Origin of the sequence: Plantimonas leprariae, assembly GCF_008802405.1 — a bacterium.
GTDB lineage: Bacteria > Pseudomonadota > Alphaproteobacteria > Rhizobiales > Rhizobiaceae > Plantimonas > Plantimonas leprariae.
Map to the genome: position 1 here is coordinate 149,947 of NZ_VZDO01000001.1, position 21,317 is coordinate 171,263.

The window sequence follows — 21,317 nt, forward strand, 5'->3', positions numbered from 1 at the left end:
GAGATTTCTCCACGCATGACTAAGTTAAAAATTGCTCAAATTTCCCCTAACATATTTCCGGTTCCACCCATAGATCATGGCGGAACAGAGCGAATTGTTGCCGATCTTTGCACGGCACTTTCCTGCTCAGGTCACGACGTAACGCTGTTCGCCCCATCGGATAGTGCGACAGAATCGACTCTCGTCAGCCGTCTACCAAGTCTGGCGGCTTTGGAGCGGGAATACGGCAAGGTGCCGCCGTCGATCCCGGCCGTGCTGGAGGCCGTGCAGATGGAGCTCCTTCGGCGCCGGCTGCACGAGTTCGACGTCGTCCACTGCCACGGCGAGTTCGCCCATGCCGCGATGCTCGGCGAGCGGCGCGGGCGGAGCGTCACCACGATCCACTGGCGGGTGGACGAACTCGATCGCCGCCTGTTCTTCGCGGCCTTCCCCGACCTGCCGGTCGCGGCGATCTCGGCCTCGCAGGAAAGCGGCATCCCTTTGCCGAACCGCGCCGGCATCGTCCATCACGGCATCGAGCGGGATCGCTACGCGCCGAGCTTCGAGCCGGGCCGGCACCTCGCCTTCGTTGGCCGGATGACCGACCAGAAGCGCCCCGACACGGCGATCCGCGTAGCGCGGGCGGCCGGCCTGCCGATCCGGCTCGCCGGGACGGTGGACGTCGGCAACCCGACCTATTTCGAGCGCGAGGTGCGGCCGCTGCTCGGCGGCGACGCGGTCTATCTCGGCCCCCTCGCCGACGGGCCGAAGCGCGAGCTGCTGGCGGGCGCGTCGGCGCTGCTGCTCCCGGTCGACTGGCCGGAGCCGTTCGGGCTGGTGATGATCGAGGCGATGGCCTGCGGCACGCCGGTCGTCGCGTGGAACCGTGGCAGCGTCCGGGAAGTGGTGGAGGACGGCGTCACGGGCTTCGTCGTCGAGAACGAGGCGGAGGCACTCGAAGCGCTCGGCCGGATCGGCGAACTCGACCGACGCCTGATCCGGCAGCGCTTCGAGGCGCGCTTCACCGCGGACCGCATGGCGGCGGACTACGTCGCGATCTACCGGACCTTGATGGAGCGCGCATGCGCGTCGGCCTGATCGCCTGGGACTATCCGCCCTCGCCGAGCGGCCTGTCCACCGCCGCCCGCGAGATCGCCGAAAGCCTCGTCGAGGCCGGCGTCGACGTGACCGTCTTCGCCGGCGACCGGACGGGACGCGAGGAGGCGAACGGCGTCGCGATCGTCGGATGCCGCCCGCGGCAAGGCGGCGCGCTGGCGCATCTGCGGCTTCGCGCGGCGGTCGGGCATCTCGCCGCACCCCTCGCCTTCCGGCGGGCGGTGCTCGCCGCCCATCGCGAGAGACCCTTCGACGTGGTGGAGGCGACGAACTGGTACGCACCGGGCGCGCTGCTCGCCACTCGCGCGCCCTTTCCGCTCGTCGTGCGGAACTCGACGCCGGCCGCCTTCTCGCGCGACCCGCCGGTCTCCCTGCGCGACCGCGCCGACTGCGCCTTCGCCGACCGGCTGGAGCGGCGCACCGTCCGGCGTTGCGCCGGGGTCATCTCCAACACCGGCGAGGGCGGCCGCGTCATCGTCGAGACCTACGGGCTTGCGCCCGACAAGCCGCGCCGGGTGATCGGCCTCAGCCTGCCGCCCGCCATGCTGGCAGCCGGACGGCGCGCCGCCTACCCGGAAGCGGTCGAGCCGGTGCGCGTCCTCTTCGTCGGCCGGGCCGAGGCGCGCAAGGGCTTCGACTGCCTGATGCGGGCGACGGAAATGCTGAGCCTCGAGGCGGATGCCGGCGCGCTGCCCGCCTTCGAACTGCGGCTCGTGGGGATCGAGCCGGGCGACCTGCCGATCATGCCGGTCGCGACGCGGCAACGCATCGCCGCGCTCGGCCGCGTCGGAGCGGACGCGCTTCACGCCGAATACGAGGCCGCCCATGCGGTCGCCGCGCCGTCGCGGTTCGAGTCCTTCGGCCTCGTCTACCAGGAGGCGATGGCCTACGGCCGGCCGGTCGTCGCCTGCGCGCTCGATGCCAGCGCCCGCGAGTTCGTCGGGTCGAGCGGCGCGGGCCTCATGGCGTCGGAAGCCTCCGGCCCGGCACTCGCCGAACCGCTGCGCCGGGTGATCGCCGACCCAGACCTCAGGCAGAAGCTCCGCGCTCACTCGCTCGCGGCGGCAGGGCGCTTCACGCGCGAGACGCTCGGAGAAGAGACGCTCGCCTTCTACCGCGACGTGCTGGCTCAGCCGCGGTAGGGCCGCAGGAGATCGTCCCGCTCGTGCGTGCGCCCTTCCCCGGGCCGCAGCGCCTCGTAGCGCGCCGAGCGGGCGAGGACATGCGCGCGGGTCAGGTCGTGCCGGATGTCGCCGGTGAGCGCGACGAAGCTCCGTTGCCAGCGGCCGCCGAGATCCGGGCGTTCGTGGGCGCGGCCGGCATAGCGCACCTCGCGCCGGTTCAGCCGATACTGGATGTCGGGATAGACGTCGGCGCGTTGTCCGTCGACGAAATTCCGGCGGCGGAAGCCGACCGACAGGATGCCATCCGTATCCGCGACCGCCGCCAGGGCGTCGAGGAACTGGAGGATGTCTACGCCTACAGTCTCGTCGAGATCGAGCTGAAAAACCCATGAAACGCGTGCAGCATCCTGCGCGGCGTTGCGCTGCGCGGCAAAGTCGCCATCCAGCGGGCGCGAAAGGACACGGACGCCGTCGACCGTGCGCGGCGGACCGGGCGGCCCATCCACGAAAACGATCACTTCCACAAAACTTGGCGCGAGAGCCGCAGCCTTCGCAACCGCCGCACCCTCTTCTTCTTCGCGGCAAAGGATGGCGAGCGCGACGTTCTTCGCCCTTTCGCTCGCGGCGAGTTCCTCCAGCACGGCCTCCGCCGGCAATTCGCCGTGCGGGTGGCGGAGAACCTGCCCCTGCTCCGGGCCGAGCGAATGGAGGCGTTTGCGCCGCGCGGTCGCCGCGGTGCGGAGCGTGTAGACGTCGAGACCGTAAGGGGCGGCCGGATCGGAGCGGAAGCGCGGCTCCTCCAGCGCGGCGGCGAGGTGCTCTGGCGCGTTCCGCGCCGACCAGTCCGCATCGGCGAGCAGGCCGCAATGGCTGCATTGCAGCGCGTAGCGTCGCTCGCCTCCCTCGAAGCGGAGAACCCGCCCGGCGGCGAGCCAATCGCGCGCGGCGCAGACGAAGCAGCGGGGAGCGAGGTCGTTCATGCGGCACGCAAGTCGCGCTGGCGCCCGTGCCGGTCAACCGCTGACCGGTGCGACGAGATGCCGGGCGCTCTTCGCCTTGATCGGCGGGGCCGCCGCGTCACATCGCGAAAACCTCCGATCCAAGGCGGCCGCTCTCGAGGCTGCGCGCAACGGCGACCCTTCGCATGCACGACCTGCCCGAGCGGCTTCCCGACCCCGTTCTCGCCTACATGGACGCCCTGCCGAAGGGCCGCTACGTCGGCTTCCCTCTGGCGCCGTTGGACCGCACCGGCGTCCCGGCCTGGAAGGTGGCGCTGTTCATGGACGACGCGTCGATGCCGGGCAACATGCCCTCCGGCTACGGCTACGGCATGAGCGACGAAGCCGCGATCATCGGCGCCGTCGCCGAGATCGCCGAAGCCATCCTGCCGACCCTGCGCCTTCTGCAGGAGCCGCACGTGATCGGCAGTTACCGCGACCTCGCGCGTGAACGGGGTGCGCGCGGCATCGCCGACCCGCTGACGCTGTGCCTGCCGGCCGGCAGTCCGGTCGACCACGACACCACGCTCGCCTGGGTGGAGGCGATCCGCCTCGCGACGGGCGAGCCGGTGCTGGTGCCGATGGACGTCGCCGCCACCGACTATTTCGAACTGCCGGGCGGCTACGAGCCGTTCACGCCGCTGATCACCAACGGGCTCGGCGCCGGGCCGGACTTCGAATGGGCCGTCGGCCACGGCCTGTTCGAGCTCCTGCAGCGCGACGGCAACGGCCTCCTATTCCGCGCGCTCGACGCCGGCGTCACGCTCGACATCGACCCCGCCGACCTCGAACCCGCGACGCGCGACCTCCTCGCGAAGCTCGACGCGCTCGGCATTGAGGCGATGCCGAAGTTCGCCACCGACGAGTTCGGCTTCTGCAACCTCTACGTCGTCGGCTACGACCGCGAAGGGCACGGTCCCCGCGTCCCGATCATGCTGTCGGCCTGCGGCGAGGCCTGCGATCCCGACCGCGAAACGGCGCTGCGCAAGGCGCTGCTCGAATTCTGCTCGGCGCGGGTCCGGAAGACCTACGCGCACGGGCCGATAGAGGAAGCGATGCGCGTCGCGCCCGCCGGCTTCCTCGACCGCTTCCTCGACACGGCGATGCCGAGCCTCGTTTCCGGCGAGAACCGCGCGCTCGACGCGATGCACGCATGGGCCACGATGGAACCGGCGGCGCTGCGAAGCCATCTGCAACGCACGGTCTATTCCCGAACGGTCACGAAGCGCTTCGCCGACCTGCCGCAGGCGGACTTCACCGATGCGCGCGAGCGCGGGCGGCATGCGCGCCGGGTGCTCGAAGCCGCCGGCTTCGATGTCCTCGCGGTGGATTGCGGACCGCGCGACGGGCGCGTCGGCGTCGCGAAGGTTATCGTCCCCGGCCTCGAAGTCGAGACGATGAGCTACCATCGGATCGGCGAGCGCAACGCCCGGAAACTCCTGGAGCGCGGCTCGAACCTCGTCCGCTTCGGCGCGGAATCGGCGTCGCTGCGGCCCGTCCGGCTGACGCGGGAGGCCCTGGAGCGCTTCGGCGGCCGGCAGCCGATGCTGGACACGGCGGCGGTGGACCGCACGGTCGGCGCGCTCTACCCGCTCTATCGCGAGCCGGAAGCGCACCACGTCGCGCATGTCATCCGGGAGGAGCGACGGCAGGGGCAGCGACATTGACCCGCTCGAAGATGGCGGCGGACCCGTCGTCGTAGACGCGTCGCCAGCCCGTCGCCTTCGAGAGCTGGCGGAAGCCGCTGGCCTTCACGTCGGTCAGCGCCCATGTCGCCCCGTGGGCTTCGATGAAGGCGGCGAAGGCGGTGGGGTCCGTCCCGTCCTCCAGTTCCACCAGTCGCCGCATGAAGCCACCGAGGAACAGTTGGTCGGTGCGTCCGTCGATGAAGGTCTGCACGCCCTTGGCGATCAGGAAGCCGCCGTAGTCGTAGAAGTTGTAGACCCGACCGGCGGTCAGGCCTCGCGCCTCGGCGAAAGCCAGAGCGGCGCGCGGCGCGATGTTCGGCCTCGGCATCGGCGGGTTCACCACCAGCGAACCGAACGAAACCGCCATGCCGACCGCGGCGACGGCGAGCAGCCAGCCGCGGCGCGGCATCCGACGCTTGAGGGCGGCGAGACGCTCGCCGCGATCGAGGGCCGCGGCCAGCGGACCGACGAGGAGCACCGTGCCGACGACCGCCGCGAAACCGCTGAAACGTTCGTGACGACAGCCGAGATAGGCGAGAAGCGCGAAGACGAGGGCGCGGAACAGATAGACCCGGATGCGCCGCCCGAAGGCGTAAAGCGCCGCGACCACCAGCGCGCCGGCGATGGCCGCGCGGAAGTCCAGCAGCGGCCGCCGCCATTCGGTGATGAGCGCCACCGCCTCGTTGCCGCCGCCGCTCATCCGCAGCATGATCGCCAGCGGCTCGAAGCCGTAAGGGGTCAGCCCGCAGGCAAGGAGCGCGGCGACCCCGAAGCCGAGGCAGCCGAGGAGGACCTGCCGCCGGCCCGATTTCGGCGCGGCGACGATCGCCTCGCAGCCGAGGGCGCCGGCGATCGCGAGGCCGAGGGGAAAGGTCGCGTGGATGTTCGCCCAGAGCAACATCAGGGGCACGAGCCACCAGGACGGCCGTCGCCCCTCTTCCGCCGCCCGCCCAAGCTCGACCGTCCAGAGGACCGCGATCGGGAAGACGAAGACGTGCGGCCGCGCGAGGATCTGCGACTGCAGGAGGCAGAAGGTCGAAAGGCCGAGGAGCAGCCCGACGAGAAGGCCGAGCCGGCTTCGGGCGAAGGCGAAGAGAGCCGCGACGGCGCCGGCGACGGCGGCCGCGGCGGCGAGCGCCACGCCCGTCCAGCCGAAAGCCGCGAAGACGCCGGCAAGGGCGAACTGCGCCAGCCATTCCTTGGCGATCCAGGGGCGGCCGGCGAAGGTATGCGAGAAGACGTCGACCGTCGGCAGCCGGCCGCTCGCCCACGCCCACTTGGCGGTCGCGATGTGCCATTGCGTGTCCGGGTCGGCGAGAAGGTCGTTCCGGACGAGGACCAGCGCGAGCACCGCCGCGAAGACCGCCGCGGCCGCGAGCCCTCCGCCGGCGGTCAGGCGCCCGCTCACGGCATCCATCGCCCGCGCGCGCTCGTCCGCCCGGGCTTCGAAGGATGCCGCCGTCATCGCGGGTCTCCATGCGCCGCGCTGCGGAAGACAAGGCGTCGCATCAGCAGGAAGTTCAGCGCCGGCACGGCGAGCGAGACGAAGGCGAAGGCGACGGGCGCGGGAAGGCCCGCCATGTCGACGAGGAGGATCGGCGCGGCAAGCGCGATCGCGTAGCCCGACACGGAGAGGAGCGCGAAGCGGGGCGAGGTCTCGCGGTGCCGGAGGTTCGAGCGAAAGGTGACGCGCCGGTGCGCGAAATAGGAGAACACGCCCGCGAGCGCGTAGGCGAAAAGCGAGGCCATCGCCGGCGGCAGGTCGAGGCTCGCGGTTCCCCACGAGGCGAGAGCGGCATAGAGCGCCGTGGCAAGCAGCCCGACTCCCGCGAAGCGGAGCGCTTCGGCCGGCGCCTGCGGTCCCATCCTCACGCCGCTCCGATCGTGGCGTACTGCGCGCCAAGGGGCAGCCGGCGGAAGGCACCTTCGATGCGCAGCGCCGGAGCAGATTCCGAAGGCAAGAGGAGGAAATGCCGGCTGGCGACCGCCGCGAAGCCCGCCTCGCGCAGGAGCGCTTCGGTTTCGCCGGCGCGCAGGAGTTCGGCGTCGGCGTCGAACGGGCAGCGCGCGACGGCGAGCCGCGTCAGCGGGTTGAACGGGTTGTGCTCGATCACGACGGCGATGCCGCCCGGACGCGTCACGCGGCGCATCTCGTGGACGAGCGCCGGACGCGCCGGCTTTGGCACGTGGTGGAAGACGCAGACCGCGAGCGACACGTCGTGCGAGGCGTCCCCGAACGGCAGCGCGGCTTCTCCGGACCGGCGGTAGGCGACGGACGGATGCCGCTGGGCGGCCCGTTCCAGCGACTCATCCGACAGGTCGCAGCCGGACAGCGCGGCGGTCAGCGGCAGGAGCAGCCCGTGCAGTTCGCCGACGCCGCAGCCGACGTCGAGCAGCGTCGGCCGACCTTCGGGGAAGCGCGCGGCGAAGACCTCGCCGAGGAGGCGCGCCTTCGCACGCAGGAAGAAGTCGTGGCGGAGCCCGGAAAAGGCGATGGAGCGCTCGACGGTCGCCGCGTAGCGATCCGCATGGATGTCGAATTCCGCGCTCACCGGACCGCCCGCGCCCGCTCGGCCGGCATGGCGGCCGCCGCGGAGTCCGTCCCGACCGCCTCCGACACGACGTAGAGCGGCCGCTGCTTCACCTCGTTGTGGATGCGCCCGACATAAAGGCCCACCACCCCGGTCATGGTGAGGTTGACGCCGGACAGGAAGGACAGAAGCACCGCCAGCGAGGCCCAGCCCGGCACCACGGAGCCGGCGAGCGCAGCGCCGATGGCGAAGAGGCCGAAGCCGAAAGCGGCGGCGGAAATCGCGAAACCCAGCCAGAGCACGGCGCGCAGCGGCGCGTCGGAAAAGCCGACGATGCCGTCGGAGGCGAGGCGCAGCATCCGCCGCCACGGATACTTGGTCACGCCTGCCGCGCGCGGCATCCGCCGGAACGGCACCACCGCCTGGCGGAAACCCATCCAGCCGAACATGCCGCGCACGAAGCGGTCGCGCTCGGGCATGGCACGGAAGGCGTCGAGCGCCTTCCGGTCGACCAGCCGGAAATCGCCGACATCCATCGGGATGTCGATCTCCGCGACACGGGCGAGGGTCCGGTAGAACAGGGCGGCAGTGCCCTTCTTCAGCCAGTTCTCGCCCTCCCGGCCGCTGCGCTGCGCGTAGACGACCTCGTAGCCCTCGCGCCATTTGCGGGCGAGTTCGAGCACCACCTCGGGCGGGTCCTGCAGGTCGGCATCCATGACGACGGTCGCGCTGCCTCGCGCGGCGTCCATGCCGGCGGTGATGGCGACCTGGTGGCCGAAGTTGCGCGACAGGCGGATGCAGCGGAACCGCGGGTCGGTGCGGGCGCGGCCGGCCGCGACGATGCCGGTCGTGTCGCGGCTGCCGTCGTCGACGAGGATGACCTCGGCTGGCCCATCGAGCCGCTCCAGCAGCATCTCCAGCCGGTGGAGAAGAATCGGCAGCGCCGCCTCTTCGTTGAAGAGGGGGATGACGATGCTGTAGACAGGCGTCTCGGCGGCGGCGGGTGACATGATCCGTCTGCGGGGGTCGGGAAGTGCCTCTCCCATAATGACCCGGCGCGCGTTAAGACGGCGTTGCGCTCTGCTCGCCGTCTTTCCGTCAGGACTGCATCGCCGCGCCGGTGGCGTAGAAGCGGTGCACCCTGCCCTTCTCCGGGGTGAGGCGCACGGTCTCGCCGATCCCGACCGGTTGCTCGCCGGGCAGCCGCACCGTCAGTTCCTCGCCCTCGCCGAGACCGACATAGACGTAGGTGTCGGAGCCGAGATGCTCGACATGGCGGACCTGGCCGCCCCAATGGTCCTCGTCCTCGGCGGCGAGGCGCAGGTGCTCCGGCCGGATGCCGATCGTCGGCGCATCGAACGGCGCGGCCGCCGCACCCGTCAGGAAGTTCATCTTCGGCGAGCCGATGAAGCCGGCGACGAAGAGGTTCGCCGGCTTGTTGTAGAGGTCGATCGGCCGGCCGACCTGCTCGACGATGCCGCCGTTCAGGACGACGATCCGGTCGGCGAGCGTCATCGCCTCGATCTGGTCGTGCGTGACGTAGATCATCGAGGCGCCGAGCTCGCGGTGGAGGCGCGCGATCTCGATCCGCGTGTTGACGCGAAGCGCCGCGTCGAGGTTCGACAGCGGCTCGTCGAAGAGGAAGAGTTCCGGATCGCGCACGATGGCGCGGCCGATGGCGACGCGCTGACGCTGGCCGCCGGAAAGCTCCGCCGGCCGGCGCTCGAGCAGATGCGCGAGCTGCAGGAGGCCGGCCGCCTTCGACACGCGGCCGTCGATCTCGGCCTTGCGCATCCCCTCCTGGCGGAGGGCAAGCCCCATGTTGCCGCCGACGGTGAGGTGCGGGTAGAGCGCGTAGGACTGGAACACCATGGCGATGCCGCGCCGCGCCGGCTCGACGCCGTCGACGCGCCGGCCGCCGATCTCGATCGTGCCGGAGGTCTGGTCGTCGAGCCCGGCGATGATCCGGAGTAGCGTGGACTTGCCGCAGCCGGACGGCCCGACGAACACCACGAACTCGCCCCGCCCGACCTCGAGATCGATGCCGCGCAGCACTTCGACTTTGCCGAAGGTCTTGACGATGTCCCGGAGCCGCAGCGCGGGTTCCGAAGCCTTGGCTTTCATAGGCGGACGATCCTTCCTTCGCGCATGCTCTCGTCCGCCGCCAGCACCACGGCGAGACTTCTGACCGCATCCTCGTTGTGGCGCGCGAGGTCGTGGTCCTGTCTGATCGCGTCGAGCACGAAGCGCTGCTCGCGCTCGCATAGCGCCTGATGGTCCGGTTCGTCGGCGGTCGAGACCCATTCGTCGCCTCGCGCGAACGCGCCGTCCGCCCCCGTCGCCGCGTGGTGGACGCGGATGCGCGCCGTCTTCGTGTGCGTGCCGATGTCGGCGGAGGACGCGCCCTCGTCCATGACGATCGAGACGGCGCCCTTGGGGCTCATCACGTCCTTCACGAAGAACGCGGTTTCGGAGATCATCGGGCCCCAGCCGGCCTCGTACCAGCCGACCGAGCCATCGGCGAAGAGCACCTGCAGGTGGCCGTAGTTCACTTGGGTCTCCGCGATCTCGTGGCCGAGGCGCACGCCCATGCCGCGCACCTCGACGGGAGCCGCGTCGGTGATCTGGCACATGACGTCGATGTAGTGGACCCCGCAATCCACCACCGGCGAGGTGGTCTCGAGGAGGCGCTTGTGAATCTCCCAGGCCGCGCCCGCCGATTGCTGATTGAGGTTCAGGCGGAAGACGTAAGGCGGCCCGAGTTCGCGGGCCTTCGCGATGAAGAGCTCCCAGGACGGATGATGGCGCAGGACGTAGCCGACGACGAGCTTGCGGTTCGTACGCCGGGCGGCATCGACGATGCGGCGCGCATCGGCGACCGTCGCGGCGAGCGGCTTCTCGACGAAGACGTGCGCGCCGGCTTCCATCGCGCGGATCGCATAGTCGGCATGGCTGTTCGTATAGGTGGCGACGCAGACGAGGTCCGGCTTCAGCACGAGGCCGGCCTCGAAGCTGTCCAGCATCGGGTAGGAACGCAGCGCTTCTGGCAGGTCCTTCGCCGGCGAGCGGTTGTGGAGGCCGACAATGCGGAATCCCGGATCGGCGTGGTAGGCGAGCGCGTGGGAGCGACCCATCTGGCCGAGGCCGGCGACGAAGACGGTGAGCGGTTCAGTCATCGAGATGCAACCTGCGGGCATGTTCGACAAGGCGGGGAACGTCGCGAACGGCCGTTTCCCAAACCGTGCCGTAGTCGACCGACGAATAGCCGTGGGCGGCGACGTTCCGCATTCGGTGGGCCTGTTTCAGATCGAAACCGGCGGCTTGCGCACTCAAGCCCGGACTTCGCTTCAGCACTTGACCGGACGCTTCGCCGATCACGGTCAAGCAATAGAGAACCGCATCCTGCTTTTGGTCGTCCCGTAAGAAAGCGTCCTGCGTCGATCCCGCGACGTGGGCCGCGAGTCTCCCACCCCATGTGAGGATATCGCGAAGATAGGGGCGGGAATCGTCCTTCTCGGTCAAAGCGGTCGTGCATCCCGCAGGACGCTTGGTCGGACATGGTCGCGCAAAGTGTTGGAAAGCACGATGTCGACCCTGGCTCCGAGCAGTTCCTCCAGTTCGATCGAAAGACCTCCGAGCCCGAAGTACGTCAGCCCCTCCCCCTTATCGACGAGGATGTCGATGTCGCTGTCGCTTCTTTCCTCGCCTCGCGCCAGCGAACCGAACAAGCGGGGATTGCTGACGGGATAACGGGCAATGATCGCGCGAACCGCGTCGATATTCTTCTTCAGGGTCGTGGAGGGCAACTGCCTATGGCTCATGTCCGATGCTCCGGGGTTACGCAGCCATCAGGCAAGGGTAGCGGATCAGCGCTTGGACGAGGCCTCACTTCACCGCCCCCGCCGTGATGCCGCGGATGAGCTGGCGCGAGAACAGGACGTAGAGCACGAGGACGGGGAGGATCGCGAGCGAAAGGGCGGCGAGCACCGCCTCCCAGTTCGTCACGAACTGGCCGAGGAAGAGCTGCGCGCCGAGCGTCACGGTCTTCGTCCGCTCGGCGGGGGCCAGCACCAGCGGGAACCAGAGATCGTTCCAGATCGGGATCATGGTGAATACCGCGACCGTCGCCATCGCCGGCCGCACCAGCGGCAGGACGAGGACGAAGAAGATGCGGTATTCCGACAGGCCGTCGACGCGGGCCGCGTTCTTCAGGTCGTCGGAGACGCTCCGCATGAACTCCGAGAGGATGAAGACGCAGAGCGGCAGCCCCTGCGCCGTGTAGACGAGGATCAGCGCGGTCAGCGTGTTCACGAGCCCCGCCGCCACCATCATTTCGAGGATCGCGACGGTGCCGAGCCGGATCGGGATCATGATGCCGAGCGCCAGGAACAGGCCGAGAGCTGCGTTGCCGCGGAAGCGGTATTCCGACAGGGCGAAGGCCGCCATCGCGCCGAACAGGAGGACGAGGAACAGCGTCACCACCGTCACGATCAGGCTGTTCTGGAAGTAGAGCAGGAAGTCGCCCTGCGCGACGACGGTGCGGTAGCCGGCGAGGCTCGCCGAATCCGGCAGTGGCGGCAGGACGGGGCTCGCGAAGATCGCGCGGCGCGTCTTGAACGAGTTCATGACGACGACGACCACCGGCACCAGCGCCACCAGCGTGTAGAGCCCAAGCGCCAGATGCACGAGACCGAGCCGGAACGGATTCTCTCGGGACGCGGATTTCGTTGTCATCGCGCCCTTCTCACATCTGGTAGCGGCGGATGCGCCGCTGCACGACGAAGAGATAGAAGGAAACGCCCCCCAGCACGATGGCGAACATCGCCGTCGCGACCGTCGCCCCCATGTTGCGGTCGCCCTGCTGCAGCTGGAAGCCGAAGAAGGTGCGGTAGAGGAAGGTGCCGAGGATGTCGGTGGAGGCGTTCGGCCCGGCGAGCGCCCCTTGCATCGAATAGACGAGGTCGAAGGCGTTGAAATTGCCGACGAAGGTCAGCACCGAGACGAGGCCGATCGCCGGCAGGATCAGCGGCAGCTTGATGCGCCAGAACTGCGCGAAGCCGGTGACGCCGTCGCATTCGGCGGCCTCGATCACGTCGTCGGGGATGGTGATCAGCGCGGCGTAAATCAGCATCATCGGGATGCCGACGTTCTGCCAGACCGAGACGAGCGAGACGGCGACGAGGGCGCTCCCTTCCCGGCCGAGCCAGGGCGCGAACAGGAACTTCAGGCCGACGAGGTCGAGCGCGGAGGGCGCGATGCCCCAGAGCGGCGACAGGATCAGCTTCCAGATGAAGCCGACGATGACGAAGGAGAGGATGGTCGGCAGGTAGATCGCCGTCCGATAGAGAACGACGCCCCGGAGGCGCGGCACGGCCATCAGGGCCGCCAGCGCGATGCCGAGCGGGTTCTGAACAGCCATGTGGATCAGAAAGAAGACCGTGTTGTTCCGGAGCGCGTTCCAGAAGCCGTCCGACCAGCGCGGGTCGCCGAACAGCGTTCGGAAATTGTCGAGGCCGACGAACTCCGCGCCGCGGTCGAGCGACAGGCGCAGCGTCTCGGCGAGCGGCACGATCATGATCGCCGTGTAGACGACGAGCGCCGGCAGGAGAAAGACGGCGATGTGCCACCGCGTCCGCCGCCGGGCCTTCGCGATCTGTCGAGCCTCAGTCATGACGGGAACTCGCCGGTGGAACGAAACATCGGCGGCGCGGCTGCCCGAAGGCCGCCGCGCCGCCATGCAGCTTACTTGGCGGGGGCGGCGACCGGCGTCGGCTGGCCCGGCTTGTACCAGGCGTCGAGGCCCTTCTGCAGCTTTTCCGCCGCCTGTTCCGGCGTTTCCGACTTGTTGATGACGTTGGCCGACTCGGTCCAGGTCTCGTTCTCGAGGTTCGGCGTGCCGCGCGACAGGATCTGGTAGGTCGAGCGGATCGTGCGCTGGCAGTCGTTGCGCCAGCCGACGATCTCCTTGGCGAGGTCGTTCTTCAATTCGATCGGCTTCTCGTTCAGCGGGAAGAAGCCCGGCAGCGCGTTGCCGTAGATGTCGGCGAAGGCCGGGCTCGCCACCCAGGACAGGAAGGTCTCCGCCGCTGCCTTGTTCGGGCTCGCGGCGTTGAGGCCGAGCGCGATGTCCGGATGGTCGGAGATGTAGCAGGTGTCGCCCGCCTTTTGGACCGGGGGCTTGAAGGCGCCGATCTTGAAGTCGGCCTGCTTCTCGAAGGTCGCGATCTCCCAGGAGCCGGCCGGATAGATCGCGGCGCGGCCGAGCGTGAAGAGGTTCTGGCTGTCGGGATAGGTCTGCGCCTCGAAGCCGTCGCCGAGATAGCCGTTCCACTTGGCGAGCGTCTCGTAGGGCTTCGTCCACGCCGCGTCGGTGAGCTTCTCCTTGCCCTCGATCAGCGCCTTACGGCCGTCCTCGCCCTTCCAGTAGTTCGGGCCGATGTTCTGGTAGCCCATGGTCGCGGCTTCCCACTGGTCCTTGGTGCCCATCGCCATCGGCACGTAGCGCCCGTCGGCCTTGATCTTGTCGAGCGCGGCGAAGAACTCGTCCTCGGTCTTTGGCACTTGGATACCGAGTTCCTGGAAGGCGGTCTCGTTGTACATGAAGCCGTGCAAGACGGCGGCCATCGGCACGCAGAAGGTCTGCGAGCCGTCGTCGGTCGACCAGGCGGTCTTCGAGATGGCGCTGAAGTTCTCCATGCCGGAGAGCTTCGAAAGATCGGTGAGCTGCTTCTTCTGGAAAAGCTGCAGCGACTTGTCGAAGGGGCGGCAGGCGATGAGGTCGCCGGCGGAGCCGGCATCGAGCTTGGCGCCGAGCGCCGCGTCGTATTCGGTCGGCGCGGAGGGCGAGAACACCACCTTGATGTCCGGGTGCTCCTTCTCGAAGGCGGGGATGATCTGCTCCTGCCAGGTGGCGAGGTCGTCGTTGCGCCAGCTCTCGATCGTCAGCGTCGTATCGGCTCGCGCGGCCGTCGCGGCGGCGAGTGCCGCCAGGCTGATCGAAACGGTCAGGAATTGTCTCGTCATCGTGCGGTCCTCGCCGGGTTGGGCCATCTGAAACGGGCGCGGCGCGATTCGGTGCGCCACGAGGCCGGAGCATTACCAAAACAAAACCATTCCGCAAGCGGCGGCGATGAGAAAAGCGCTTCGCTCCCAAACCGACAACCGCAACATCCTGATGAAGGGCGCTTTTGGGAGCTTCGACGCTGCGCCAGCTGATTCCAGCACGACCCGGCACGAGCTCGCTTGCCAAATGGTCTGCTTTGGTATCTATCCGATGCATCGACCGCGGCGGCGGAGCCTTCGAAGAACCCATGGATGCCCTGTTCCATCCGGACAGCTTCCTTTCGGAAGGAGGCCCGCTCTATCTCCGGCTTCAGGCCCGGATCCGGAAGGCGGTGCTCGACGGCGAGTTGAAGCCGCTGGAAGCGCTGCCGGCCGAGCGGGAACTCGCGGCGAGCGTCGGCGTGTCGCGCGTCACCGTCCGCAAGGCGCTAGAGGGGCTCGTCTCGGAAGGGCTGATCGAGCAGCGGCACGGCTCCGGCACCTTCGTGTCCGCACCGCAGCGCAAGTTCCAGCAGGGCCTGTCGCACCTCACCTCGTTCACGGAGGACATGCGGGCGCGCGGCCATGGGACGAGCTCGCAATGGCTCGACCGCTCCGTCGGGCGCGTGACGCCGGAAGAGGCGCTGCGACTGGCGCTTTCGCCGGGAGAAGAGGTGGCGCGCCTCGCCCGCGTCCGGCGCGCCGACGCCATGCCGATCGTGGTGGAGCGCACCTGCGTGCCGGCCTCGATCCTCTCAGATCCCGGCATCGTGTCGGGCTCGCTCTACGAGGTGATGGGCACTCTCGGCCACCGTCCCGTCCGGGCGCTGCAGCGGATCAGCGCGGCGAATCTCGGGAGCGATGACGCCGAGTTGCTCGGCCTTCCCGAAGCTACCGCCGCGCTCGCCATGACGCGCGTCGCCTTCGACGAAGGCGGGCGCCCTGTCGAGCTGACCCATTCCCTCTATCGGGGCGACGCCTACGACTTCGTCGCTGAACTGTCGCTGTCCCAGCGGAGCTGACCCCTTGACCGAAACCTCCCTCATGCATCGCGAGATCGCCGAGGCACCCGCCGCCGTCGCCCGGCTGCTCGAGCGCTCCGGGCCGGAACTCCGGGAAGCCGGCACATTCCTGCGCCGGCTCGGGCCGCCGGTGGTGGCGACGGTCGCGCGCGGCTCTTCGGACCACGCCGCGACCTTCTTCAAGTACGCGACCGAGATCATGGCCGGCGTGCCCGTCGCCTCGCTCGGCCCCTCGCTCGCCTCCGTCTACCGCGCTCCGCTTCGGCTGAAGGGAGCGGCAGCGCTCGCCGTGTCGCAGTCCGGCCAAAGCCCGGACATCGTGGCGCTCCTGAAGGCCGTGCGGGAAGCCGGAGCGGAGACGATCGCGCTCGTCAACGCGCCGGGCTCGGCGCTGGGACAGGTGGCCGGCCGCGAGATCGCGCTGGAGGCGGGCCCGGAGAAGAGCGTGGCGGCGACGAAGAGCTTCGTCGCCTCCGCCGTGGCGGCGCTGGCGATCCTCGCGCACTGGATCGAGGATGCGGCGCTCGCGGCCGCCCTCGATGCCCTTCCCGGCCACCTCGCCCGCGCGCTGGAGGCCGATTGGTCGGCGGCGCTGGAGCCGTGCCGCGCGGCGAGTTCGCTCTACACGGTCGGGCGCGGCCCCGGCTTCGCGATCGCGGCGGAAGCGGCGCTGAAGTTCAAGGAGACCTCGATCCTCCACGCCGAATGCTTCTCCGGCGCGGAACTGATCCACGGGCCGGTCTCGCTGGTGGAAGCCGGCTTTCCCGCCTTCGCCTTCCTACCGGACGACGCGAGCCGCCCCGGCATGCAGGACCTTTGCCGGCGGCTTGCCGATCAGGGAGCGGCGCTGTTCGCGATCGGCGAGAGCCCGGTCGGAACCGTTCTGCCGCACGCGGCGACCGGGCACCCGCTGACGGAACCCGTATCGATGATCCTGTCGTTCTACCGGTTCGCCGAGGCGCTGTCGCGCGGGCGCGGCCACGATCCGGACAACCCGCGCGGCCTGAAGAAGGTGACGGAGACGCTCTGATGGCTGCCACCCGTTCCGCGCTGGTCGGAGCTGCGATCTTCGATGGCGAGACGACGCGGGACGACCGCGCCCTGCTGATCGGCGAAGGGCGCATCGAGGCGATCGTCGACCTCGCCGACGTGCCCTGGGACGTGGCCCGCGTCCGCCTCGACGGCGGCCTGCTGGCCCCCGGCTTCGTCGACATCCAGGTGAACGGCGGCGGCGGCGTCCTTCTCAACGAGACGCCGACCGTGGAAGGCGTCCGCGCCATCTGCGCGGCGCACCGGCCCTACGGCTCGACGGCGCTGCTGCCGACCGTCATCACCGACCGGCCGGAAGTCACCTATGCCGCGATCGAGGCCGTCGGCGAGGCGATGCGGCAAGGGGTGCCCGGCTGCATCGGCATCCATGTCGAGGGGCCCTTCCTGTCGGTGGCGCGAAAGGGCGCGCACGACCCGGCGCTGATCCGCCGGCTCGAGAACGAGGACGTCGAACGGCTGGTCGCGACGGCCGTCCGCCCGCTGCTCCTCACCGTCGCGGCCGAGAACGCCCGGCCGGACGAGATCACCCAGCTCGTCGCCGCCGGCATCACCGTTTCGATCGGTCACAGCGACGCGGACTTCGCCACCGCATCCGCCGCCTTCGCCGCCGGGGCGAGCTGCGGCACGCATCTCTTCAACGCGATGAGCCAGTTCGGCCACCGCGAGCCCGGCCTCGTCGGCGCGGTGCTGGAGGCGGCCGAAGTTTCCTGCGGCATCATCGCCGACGGGCACCATGTCCACCCGGCGGCGATCGCGCTGGCGATCCGGGCGAAGCGCGGGCCGGGCCGGGTGCTGGCGATCACCGACGCCATGCCGACGGTCGGGGTTTCCAGCGACGTGTTCGAGCTGAACGGCCGGCGTGCGACGCGCCACAACGGCCGCCTGACGCTGGAGGACGGCACGCTCGCCGGCTCCGACCTCACCATGATCGGCGCGGTGCGGTATCTCCGCGACGTCGTCGGCCTCGAAATGGAGGAGGCGCTGCGTATGGCCTCGCTCTATCCCGCCGACTTCCTCCATGACCGCTCGCGGGGCCGCCTCGCCCCCGGCGCCCGCGCCGACCTCGTCTGGATCGACGCGGACGACCGCGTCGCATCCACATGGATCGGCGGGGAACGGGAAGTCCACGCGCCGCCACACTGACGGGTTTCGCTTTCGCACCGAACGACTTTCGCTTTTCCGCCGCACGGTTTCGCATTACGATAGCGGGCCCCTCGGGAGCGGTCGCCCATGCTGTCGGAACGCCAGAGCCAGATCGTCGAGCTTGCGCGGACGAGCGGGCGGGTTCAGGTCGACGACCTCGCGCATCGCTTCTCGGTCAGCGTCCAAACCATCCGCAAGGACCTCAACGACCTTTGCGATGGCCGCCTCCTGTCGCGCGTCCACGGCGGCGCGGTCGTCTCCTTCGGCGTCGAGAACGTCGACTACGACGCCCGCCGCCTGATCGCGGCGAACGAGAAGGCGGCGATCGGACGCGCCGTCGCCGACCTCGTGCCGAACGGCGCGTCGCTGACGATCAACATCGGCACCACCACCGAGGCGGTGGCGACGGCTCTCTCCCGGCACCAGGGTTTGATGGTCGTCACCAACAACATCAACGTCGCGACGACGCTGCGCCCCTTTCCGGAGATCGAGGTGGTGATCGCGGGGGGCACGGTCCGGCGCTCGGACGGCGGCATCGTCGGCGAGGCGGCGGTGGACTTCATCCGCCAGTTCCGCGTCGACTTCGCCGTCATCGGCGTTTCCGCCATCGACCACGATGGCACGCTGCTCGACTACGACTATCGCGAGGTGCGCGTCGCGCAGGCGATCATCGCCAATGCCCGGCATACGATCCTGGCGAGCGATTCGTCGAAGTTCGAGCGCACGGCTTCGGTCCGCATCGGCAACATCCGCGAGATCGACACCTTCGTCACCGACCGCTGCCCGAGCCCAGAGTTCCGCCGCGCTTGCACCGAGGGCGAGGTGCGGCTGATCGAGACCGATGCCGAAAGCGCACAGGCGCACGCCGAGTTCGGTTGACTTTCGTTTTTCTTTCGTTACGCTCTCCTTCGATTTCGCGGGGAGCGCAGCCATGCTGCGATGCGAAAGCGGGCGGAGCGATGACGCAGTTCGACGTCTTCATCATCGGCGGGGGAATCAACGGCTGCGGCATCGCGCGCGATGCGGCCGGCCGCGGCTTCACCGTCGGCCTTGCGGAGATGAAGGACCTTGCTTCCGGCACGTCGTCCTGGTCGACGAAGCTGATCCACGGGGGCCTGCGTTACCTTGAGCATCGCGAGTTCCGGCTGGTGCGCGAATCGCTGATGGAGCGCGAGGTGCTCTGGGCCATCGCCCCGCACATCATCCGTCCGCTCCGCTTCATCCTGCCGTTCCAGAAGGGGCTGCGGCCGGCCTGGCTGCTGCGTCTCGGCCTGTTCCTCTACGACCATATCGGCGGCCGGAAGAAGCTGCCCGCGACCGAGACGGTGAAGCTCTCCAGCGATCCGCGCGGCGTGCCCCTGAAGAAGGAGTTCGCGCGTGGTTTCGAATATTCCGACGCCCGGGTGGACGATGCGAGGCTTGTCGTCCTCAACGCCCGCGACGCGGCGATGCGGGGCGCCGACGTGATGGTCGGCACCGAGGTGGTCGAGGCCCGGCGCGAGAGCGGCGTCTGGCGCATCCGGCTTCGCGATCACCGCGCTAACGGCGCGGAGCGCGAGGTGACGGCGCGCTTCCTCGTCAACGTCTCCGGCCCGTGGGTCGACCGCGTCATCCGCGGGGCGCTCGGCCGGAACGACGCGCGCAACATCCGCCTCGTCCAGGGCTCGCACATCGTGACGCGAAAGCTCTACGAGCACGACCGGGCCTATATCTTCCAGAACGCCGACAACCGCATCATCTTCGCGATCCCCTACGAGGACGACTTCACGCTGATCGGCACCACCGACCGCGACTACGAGGGCGATCCCGGCGCCGTCGCGATCAGCGAGGAAGAGAAGAGCTATCTCTGCCGGTCGGCCTCGGAATACTTCGAGCGCCCGGTGACGGAAAGCGACATCGTCTGGAGCTTCTCGGGTGTCCGGCCGCTGTTCGACGACGGCGCCTCGAAGGCGCAGGAAGCGACGCGCGACTACGTGCTGCGCGTCGAGGGCGAGGCGATCGGCGGCGAAGCACCGGTGCTGAACGCCTTCGGCGGCAAGATCACTACCTACCGCAAGCTTTCCGAGGAAGTGCTGGAGCGGATCGAGGAGCGCCTCGGCAAGCGCGGCAAGCCCTGGACCGGCGGCGAGCCGCTGCCGGGCGGCGAGTTCCCGGTAGAGGGCGCAGGCGCCGTCGAAGCGGAACTGCGCAGCGCCGCCTCGAGCCTCGACGCGAAGACGGCGGCGCGGCTGGTGCGCTCCTACGGGCGCGACGCGCTGGCGATCGCCAAGGCCGGGCTCGACCGCGACCTCGGCCACGGCCTGACGGAGGGCGAGTTGCGCTGGCTGGTGGAGAAGGAATGGGCGTCTTCGGCCGAGGACGTCCTCTGGCGGCGCTCGAAGCTCGGGCTGCGCTTCTCGACGGCTGAGACGAAGGCTCTTGAGACGCATCTCGAAAAGATGAACATGACGACGGGGAGGACGGTCGCGGCCTGAGGCGTCGGGCGCGCCCGCGCGGCGCCGCCCGGTTCAAGCGGATCTGTCCGAACCTCGGGAGGGTTCGATGTTGGAACTAATCGATGTGGGGCGGAAGGTCGGGGCGGAAACGCATATCGACGGCGTTTCCCTGCGGCTCGAGCGTGGCTCGCTGAACGTCCTGCTCGGGCCGACGCTCGCCGGCAAGACGACGCTGATGCGGCTGATGGCCGGGCTGGACAAGCCGACGAGCGGCCGCATCCTCGTGGACGGCACCGACGTCACCGGCGTGCCGGTGCGCCGCCGCAACGTCGCGATGGTCTACCAGCAGTTCATCAACTATCCGGCCCTCAACGTCTACGAGAACATCGCCTCGCCGCTGCGCGTCGCCGGCAAGCCGGCCGCCGAGATCGAGGCGGCGGTGGCACGGGCGGCGAAGCTCCTGAAGCTCGAACCCTATCTGCAGCGCACGCCCCTGAACCTGTCGGGCGGCCAGCAGCAGCGCACCGCCCTCGCTCGCGCGCTCGTCAAGGGCGCCGACCTCGTGCTCCTCGACGAGCCGCTGGCGAACCTCGACTACAAGCTGCGCGAGGAACTGCGCGAAGAGCTGCCGCGCATCTTCGCCGAGACCGGCGCGGTCTTCGTCTACGCCACCACCGAGCCGACGGAAGCGCTGCTCCTCGGCGGCAACACCGCGACGCTCTCGAAGGGCCGCATCACGCAGTTCGGCCCGACCGCCGAAGTGTATCGCCGGCCGGCCGACATCGTCACCGCGACGACTTTCTCCGATCCGCCGCTGAACGTTCTCGCCGTCGCGAAAGAGGGCGGCACCTTCGTCTCGCCGCTCGGCGTCAGCATTCCGGCGCGCGGCGTCCATGCCGCCCTGCCCGACGGCGAGTACCGCGCCGGCATCCGGCCGCACCACCTGTCGCTCGGCGAGCGCCCGAACACCGTGCCGCTGCGGGGAACCGCGGTGGTCTCGGAGGTGACGGGATCGGAGACCTTCGTCCACGCCGACATCGGCGGCGCTCGCATGGTGGCGCTGGTGCCGGGCATCCAGCGCATCGAGCCGGGCGAGGACGTTTCGCTGCATTTCGATCCGGCGGGAATGCTCATCTTCGATGCCGCGGGCCGGGCGGCGGGTGCCCCCGCCCCCGCGCTGGCCGCCTGAG

The 21,317-nt window shown here is 69.5% G+C and carries 21 protein-coding genes; 9 read left to right on the forward strand and 12 right to left on the reverse strand.

What is annotated here, in order from left to right:
* The first annotated feature begins 15 nt into the window (after nucleotides 1-15).
* Together F6X38_RS00620 and F6X38_RS00625 are read left to right on the forward strand one after the other, a co-directional pair.
* A complete protein-coding gene (locus F6X38_RS00620) occupies nucleotides 16-1,077 on the forward strand; it encodes a glycosyltransferase family 4 protein (RefSeq protein ID WP_150967603.1) in 1,062 nt (353 codons plus the stop codon).
* Entirely contained in the window at nucleotides 1,062-2,237 is a 1,176-nt protein-coding gene (locus F6X38_RS00625; protein ID WP_150967604.1) for a glycosyltransferase family 4 protein, read from the forward strand. Before F6X38_RS00620 ends, F6X38_RS00625 begins: the two co-directional genes overlap by 16 nt.
* Here the strand turns inward: F6X38_RS00625 and F6X38_RS00630 are convergent.
* Nucleotides 2,225-3,199, reverse strand: coding sequence for a glycosyltransferase family protein (locus F6X38_RS00630; protein ID WP_150967605.1), 975 nt, complete (start codon nucleotides 3,197-3,199; stop codon nucleotides 2,225-2,227). The genes F6X38_RS00625 and F6X38_RS00630 overlap by 13 nt on opposite strands.
* Before the next feature lie 164 nt (nucleotides 3,200-3,363).
* Here F6X38_RS00630 and F6X38_RS00635 point away from each other — a divergent pair, with 164 nt between their 5' ends.
* Complete coding sequence (locus tag F6X38_RS00635) at nucleotides 3,364-4,884, forward strand: YcaO-like family protein (RefSeq protein WP_150967606.1); 1,521 nt, start codon at nucleotides 3,364-3,366, stop codon at nucleotides 4,882-4,884.
* Here F6X38_RS00635 and F6X38_RS00640 read toward each other — a convergent pair.
* The 11 genes from F6X38_RS00640 to F6X38_RS00690 form a co-directional block, all read right to left on the reverse strand.
* Nucleotides 4,847-6,370 (reverse strand): hypothetical protein, encoded by a 1,524-nt coding sequence (locus F6X38_RS00640; RefSeq protein ID WP_150967607.1) that lies wholly within the window; start codon nucleotides 6,368-6,370, stop codon nucleotides 4,847-4,849. The two genes, F6X38_RS00635 and F6X38_RS00640, sit on opposite strands and share 38 nt — an antisense overlap.
* Nucleotides 6,367-6,771: a GtrA family protein gene (locus F6X38_RS00645; RefSeq protein WP_150967608.1), complete on the reverse strand. Its 405-nt coding sequence runs from the start codon at nucleotides 6,769-6,771 to the stop codon at nucleotides 6,367-6,369. The genes F6X38_RS00640 and F6X38_RS00645 overlap by 4 nt, the downstream gene beginning before the upstream one ends.
* A 2-nt stretch (nucleotides 6,772-6,773) precedes the next feature.
* On the reverse strand, nucleotides 6,774-7,457 hold the full coding sequence (locus F6X38_RS23810) for a class I SAM-dependent methyltransferase (RefSeq protein WP_246191118.1): 684 nt from the start codon (nucleotides 7,455-7,457) through the stop codon (nucleotides 6,774-6,776).
* Nucleotides 7,454-8,446, reverse strand: a complete 993-nt coding sequence (locus F6X38_RS23815; RefSeq protein ID WP_161992571.1) for a glycosyltransferase family 2 protein — start codon at nucleotides 8,444-8,446, stop codon at nucleotides 7,454-7,456. The genes F6X38_RS23810 and F6X38_RS23815 overlap by 4 nt, the downstream gene beginning before the upstream one ends.
* An 88-nt stretch (nucleotides 8,447-8,534) precedes the next feature.
* Nucleotides 8,535-9,560, reverse strand: a complete 1,026-nt coding sequence (locus F6X38_RS00660) for an ABC transporter ATP-binding protein (protein WP_150967610.1) — start codon at nucleotides 9,558-9,560, stop codon at nucleotides 8,535-8,537.
* Nucleotides 9,557-10,612, reverse strand: a complete 1,056-nt coding sequence (locus F6X38_RS00665) for a Gfo/Idh/MocA family protein (protein WP_150967611.1) — start codon at nucleotides 10,610-10,612, stop codon at nucleotides 9,557-9,559. The genes F6X38_RS00660 and F6X38_RS00665 overlap by 4 nt, the downstream gene beginning before the upstream one ends.
* Nucleotides 10,605-10,958 carry a HepT-like ribonuclease domain-containing protein gene (locus F6X38_RS00670; RefSeq protein WP_150967612.1) on the reverse strand — a complete coding sequence of 118 codons (354 nt, stop codon included), beginning with the start codon at nucleotides 10,956-10,958 and terminating at the stop codon, nucleotides 10,605-10,607. The genes F6X38_RS00665 and F6X38_RS00670 overlap by 8 nt, the downstream gene beginning before the upstream one ends.
* The gene (locus F6X38_RS00675; RefSeq protein ID WP_150967613.1) at nucleotides 10,955-11,257 is read right to left on the reverse strand and encodes a nucleotidyltransferase family protein; all 303 of its coding nucleotides are present in this window, start codon (nucleotides 11,255-11,257) and stop codon (nucleotides 10,955-10,957) included. The genes F6X38_RS00670 and F6X38_RS00675 overlap by 4 nt, the downstream gene beginning before the upstream one ends.
* Before the next feature lie 64 nt (nucleotides 11,258-11,321).
* Nucleotides 11,322-12,170, reverse strand: a complete 849-nt coding sequence (locus tag F6X38_RS00680; protein ID WP_150967614.1) for a carbohydrate ABC transporter permease — start codon at nucleotides 12,168-12,170, stop codon at nucleotides 11,322-11,324.
* Between the two features lie 10 nt (nucleotides 12,171-12,180).
* Nucleotides 12,181-13,107 carry a carbohydrate ABC transporter permease gene (locus F6X38_RS00685; RefSeq protein ID WP_150967615.1) on the reverse strand — a complete coding sequence of 309 codons (927 nt, stop codon included), beginning with the start codon at nucleotides 13,105-13,107 and terminating at the stop codon, nucleotides 12,181-12,183.
* A gap of 71 nt (nucleotides 13,108-13,178) precedes the next feature.
* Nucleotides 13,179-14,459: an ABC transporter substrate-binding protein gene (locus F6X38_RS00690; protein ID WP_150967616.1), complete on the reverse strand. Its 1,281-nt coding sequence runs from the start codon at nucleotides 14,457-14,459 to the stop codon at nucleotides 13,179-13,181.
* Nucleotides 14,460-14,746: 287 nt separating this feature from the next.
* Between F6X38_RS00690 and F6X38_RS00695 the strand changes: the two genes are divergently transcribed.
* The 6 genes from F6X38_RS00695 to F6X38_RS00720 all read left to right on the forward strand — a co-directional run bounded on the left by F6X38_RS00695 (nucleotide 14,747) and on the right by F6X38_RS00720 (nucleotide 21,316).
* Nucleotides 14,747-15,499 carry a GntR family transcriptional regulator gene (locus tag F6X38_RS00695; RefSeq protein WP_150967617.1) on the forward strand — a complete coding sequence of 251 codons (753 nt, stop codon included), beginning with the start codon at nucleotides 14,747-14,749 and terminating at the stop codon, nucleotides 15,497-15,499.
* Between the two features lie 22 nt (nucleotides 15,500-15,521).
* Nucleotides 15,522-16,529: an SIS domain-containing protein gene (locus tag F6X38_RS00700; RefSeq protein WP_150967965.1), complete on the forward strand. Its 1,008-nt coding sequence runs from the start codon at nucleotides 15,522-15,524 to the stop codon at nucleotides 16,527-16,529.
* Nucleotides 16,529-17,692 (forward strand): N-acetylglucosamine-6-phosphate deacetylase, encoded by a 1,164-nt coding sequence (gene nagA / locus F6X38_RS00705; RefSeq protein ID WP_150967618.1) that lies wholly within the window; start codon nucleotides 16,529-16,531, stop codon nucleotides 17,690-17,692. Before F6X38_RS00700 ends, nagA begins: the two co-directional genes overlap by 1 nt.
* An 87-nt stretch (nucleotides 17,693-17,779) precedes the next feature.
* Complete coding sequence (locus F6X38_RS00710) at nucleotides 17,780-18,571, forward strand: DeoR/GlpR family DNA-binding transcription regulator (protein WP_150967619.1); 792 nt, start codon at nucleotides 17,780-17,782, stop codon at nucleotides 18,569-18,571.
* Between the two features lie 80 nt (nucleotides 18,572-18,651).
* On the forward strand, nucleotides 18,652-20,166 hold the full coding sequence (gene glpD, locus F6X38_RS00715) for a glycerol-3-phosphate dehydrogenase (protein ID WP_150967620.1): 1,515 nt from the start codon (nucleotides 18,652-18,654) through the stop codon (nucleotides 20,164-20,166).
* Between the two features lie 67 nt (nucleotides 20,167-20,233).
* Entirely contained in the window at nucleotides 20,234-21,316 is a 1,083-nt protein-coding gene (locus F6X38_RS00720; protein WP_150967621.1) for an ABC transporter ATP-binding protein, read from the forward strand.
* Nucleotide 21,317 lies beyond the last annotated feature (1 nt).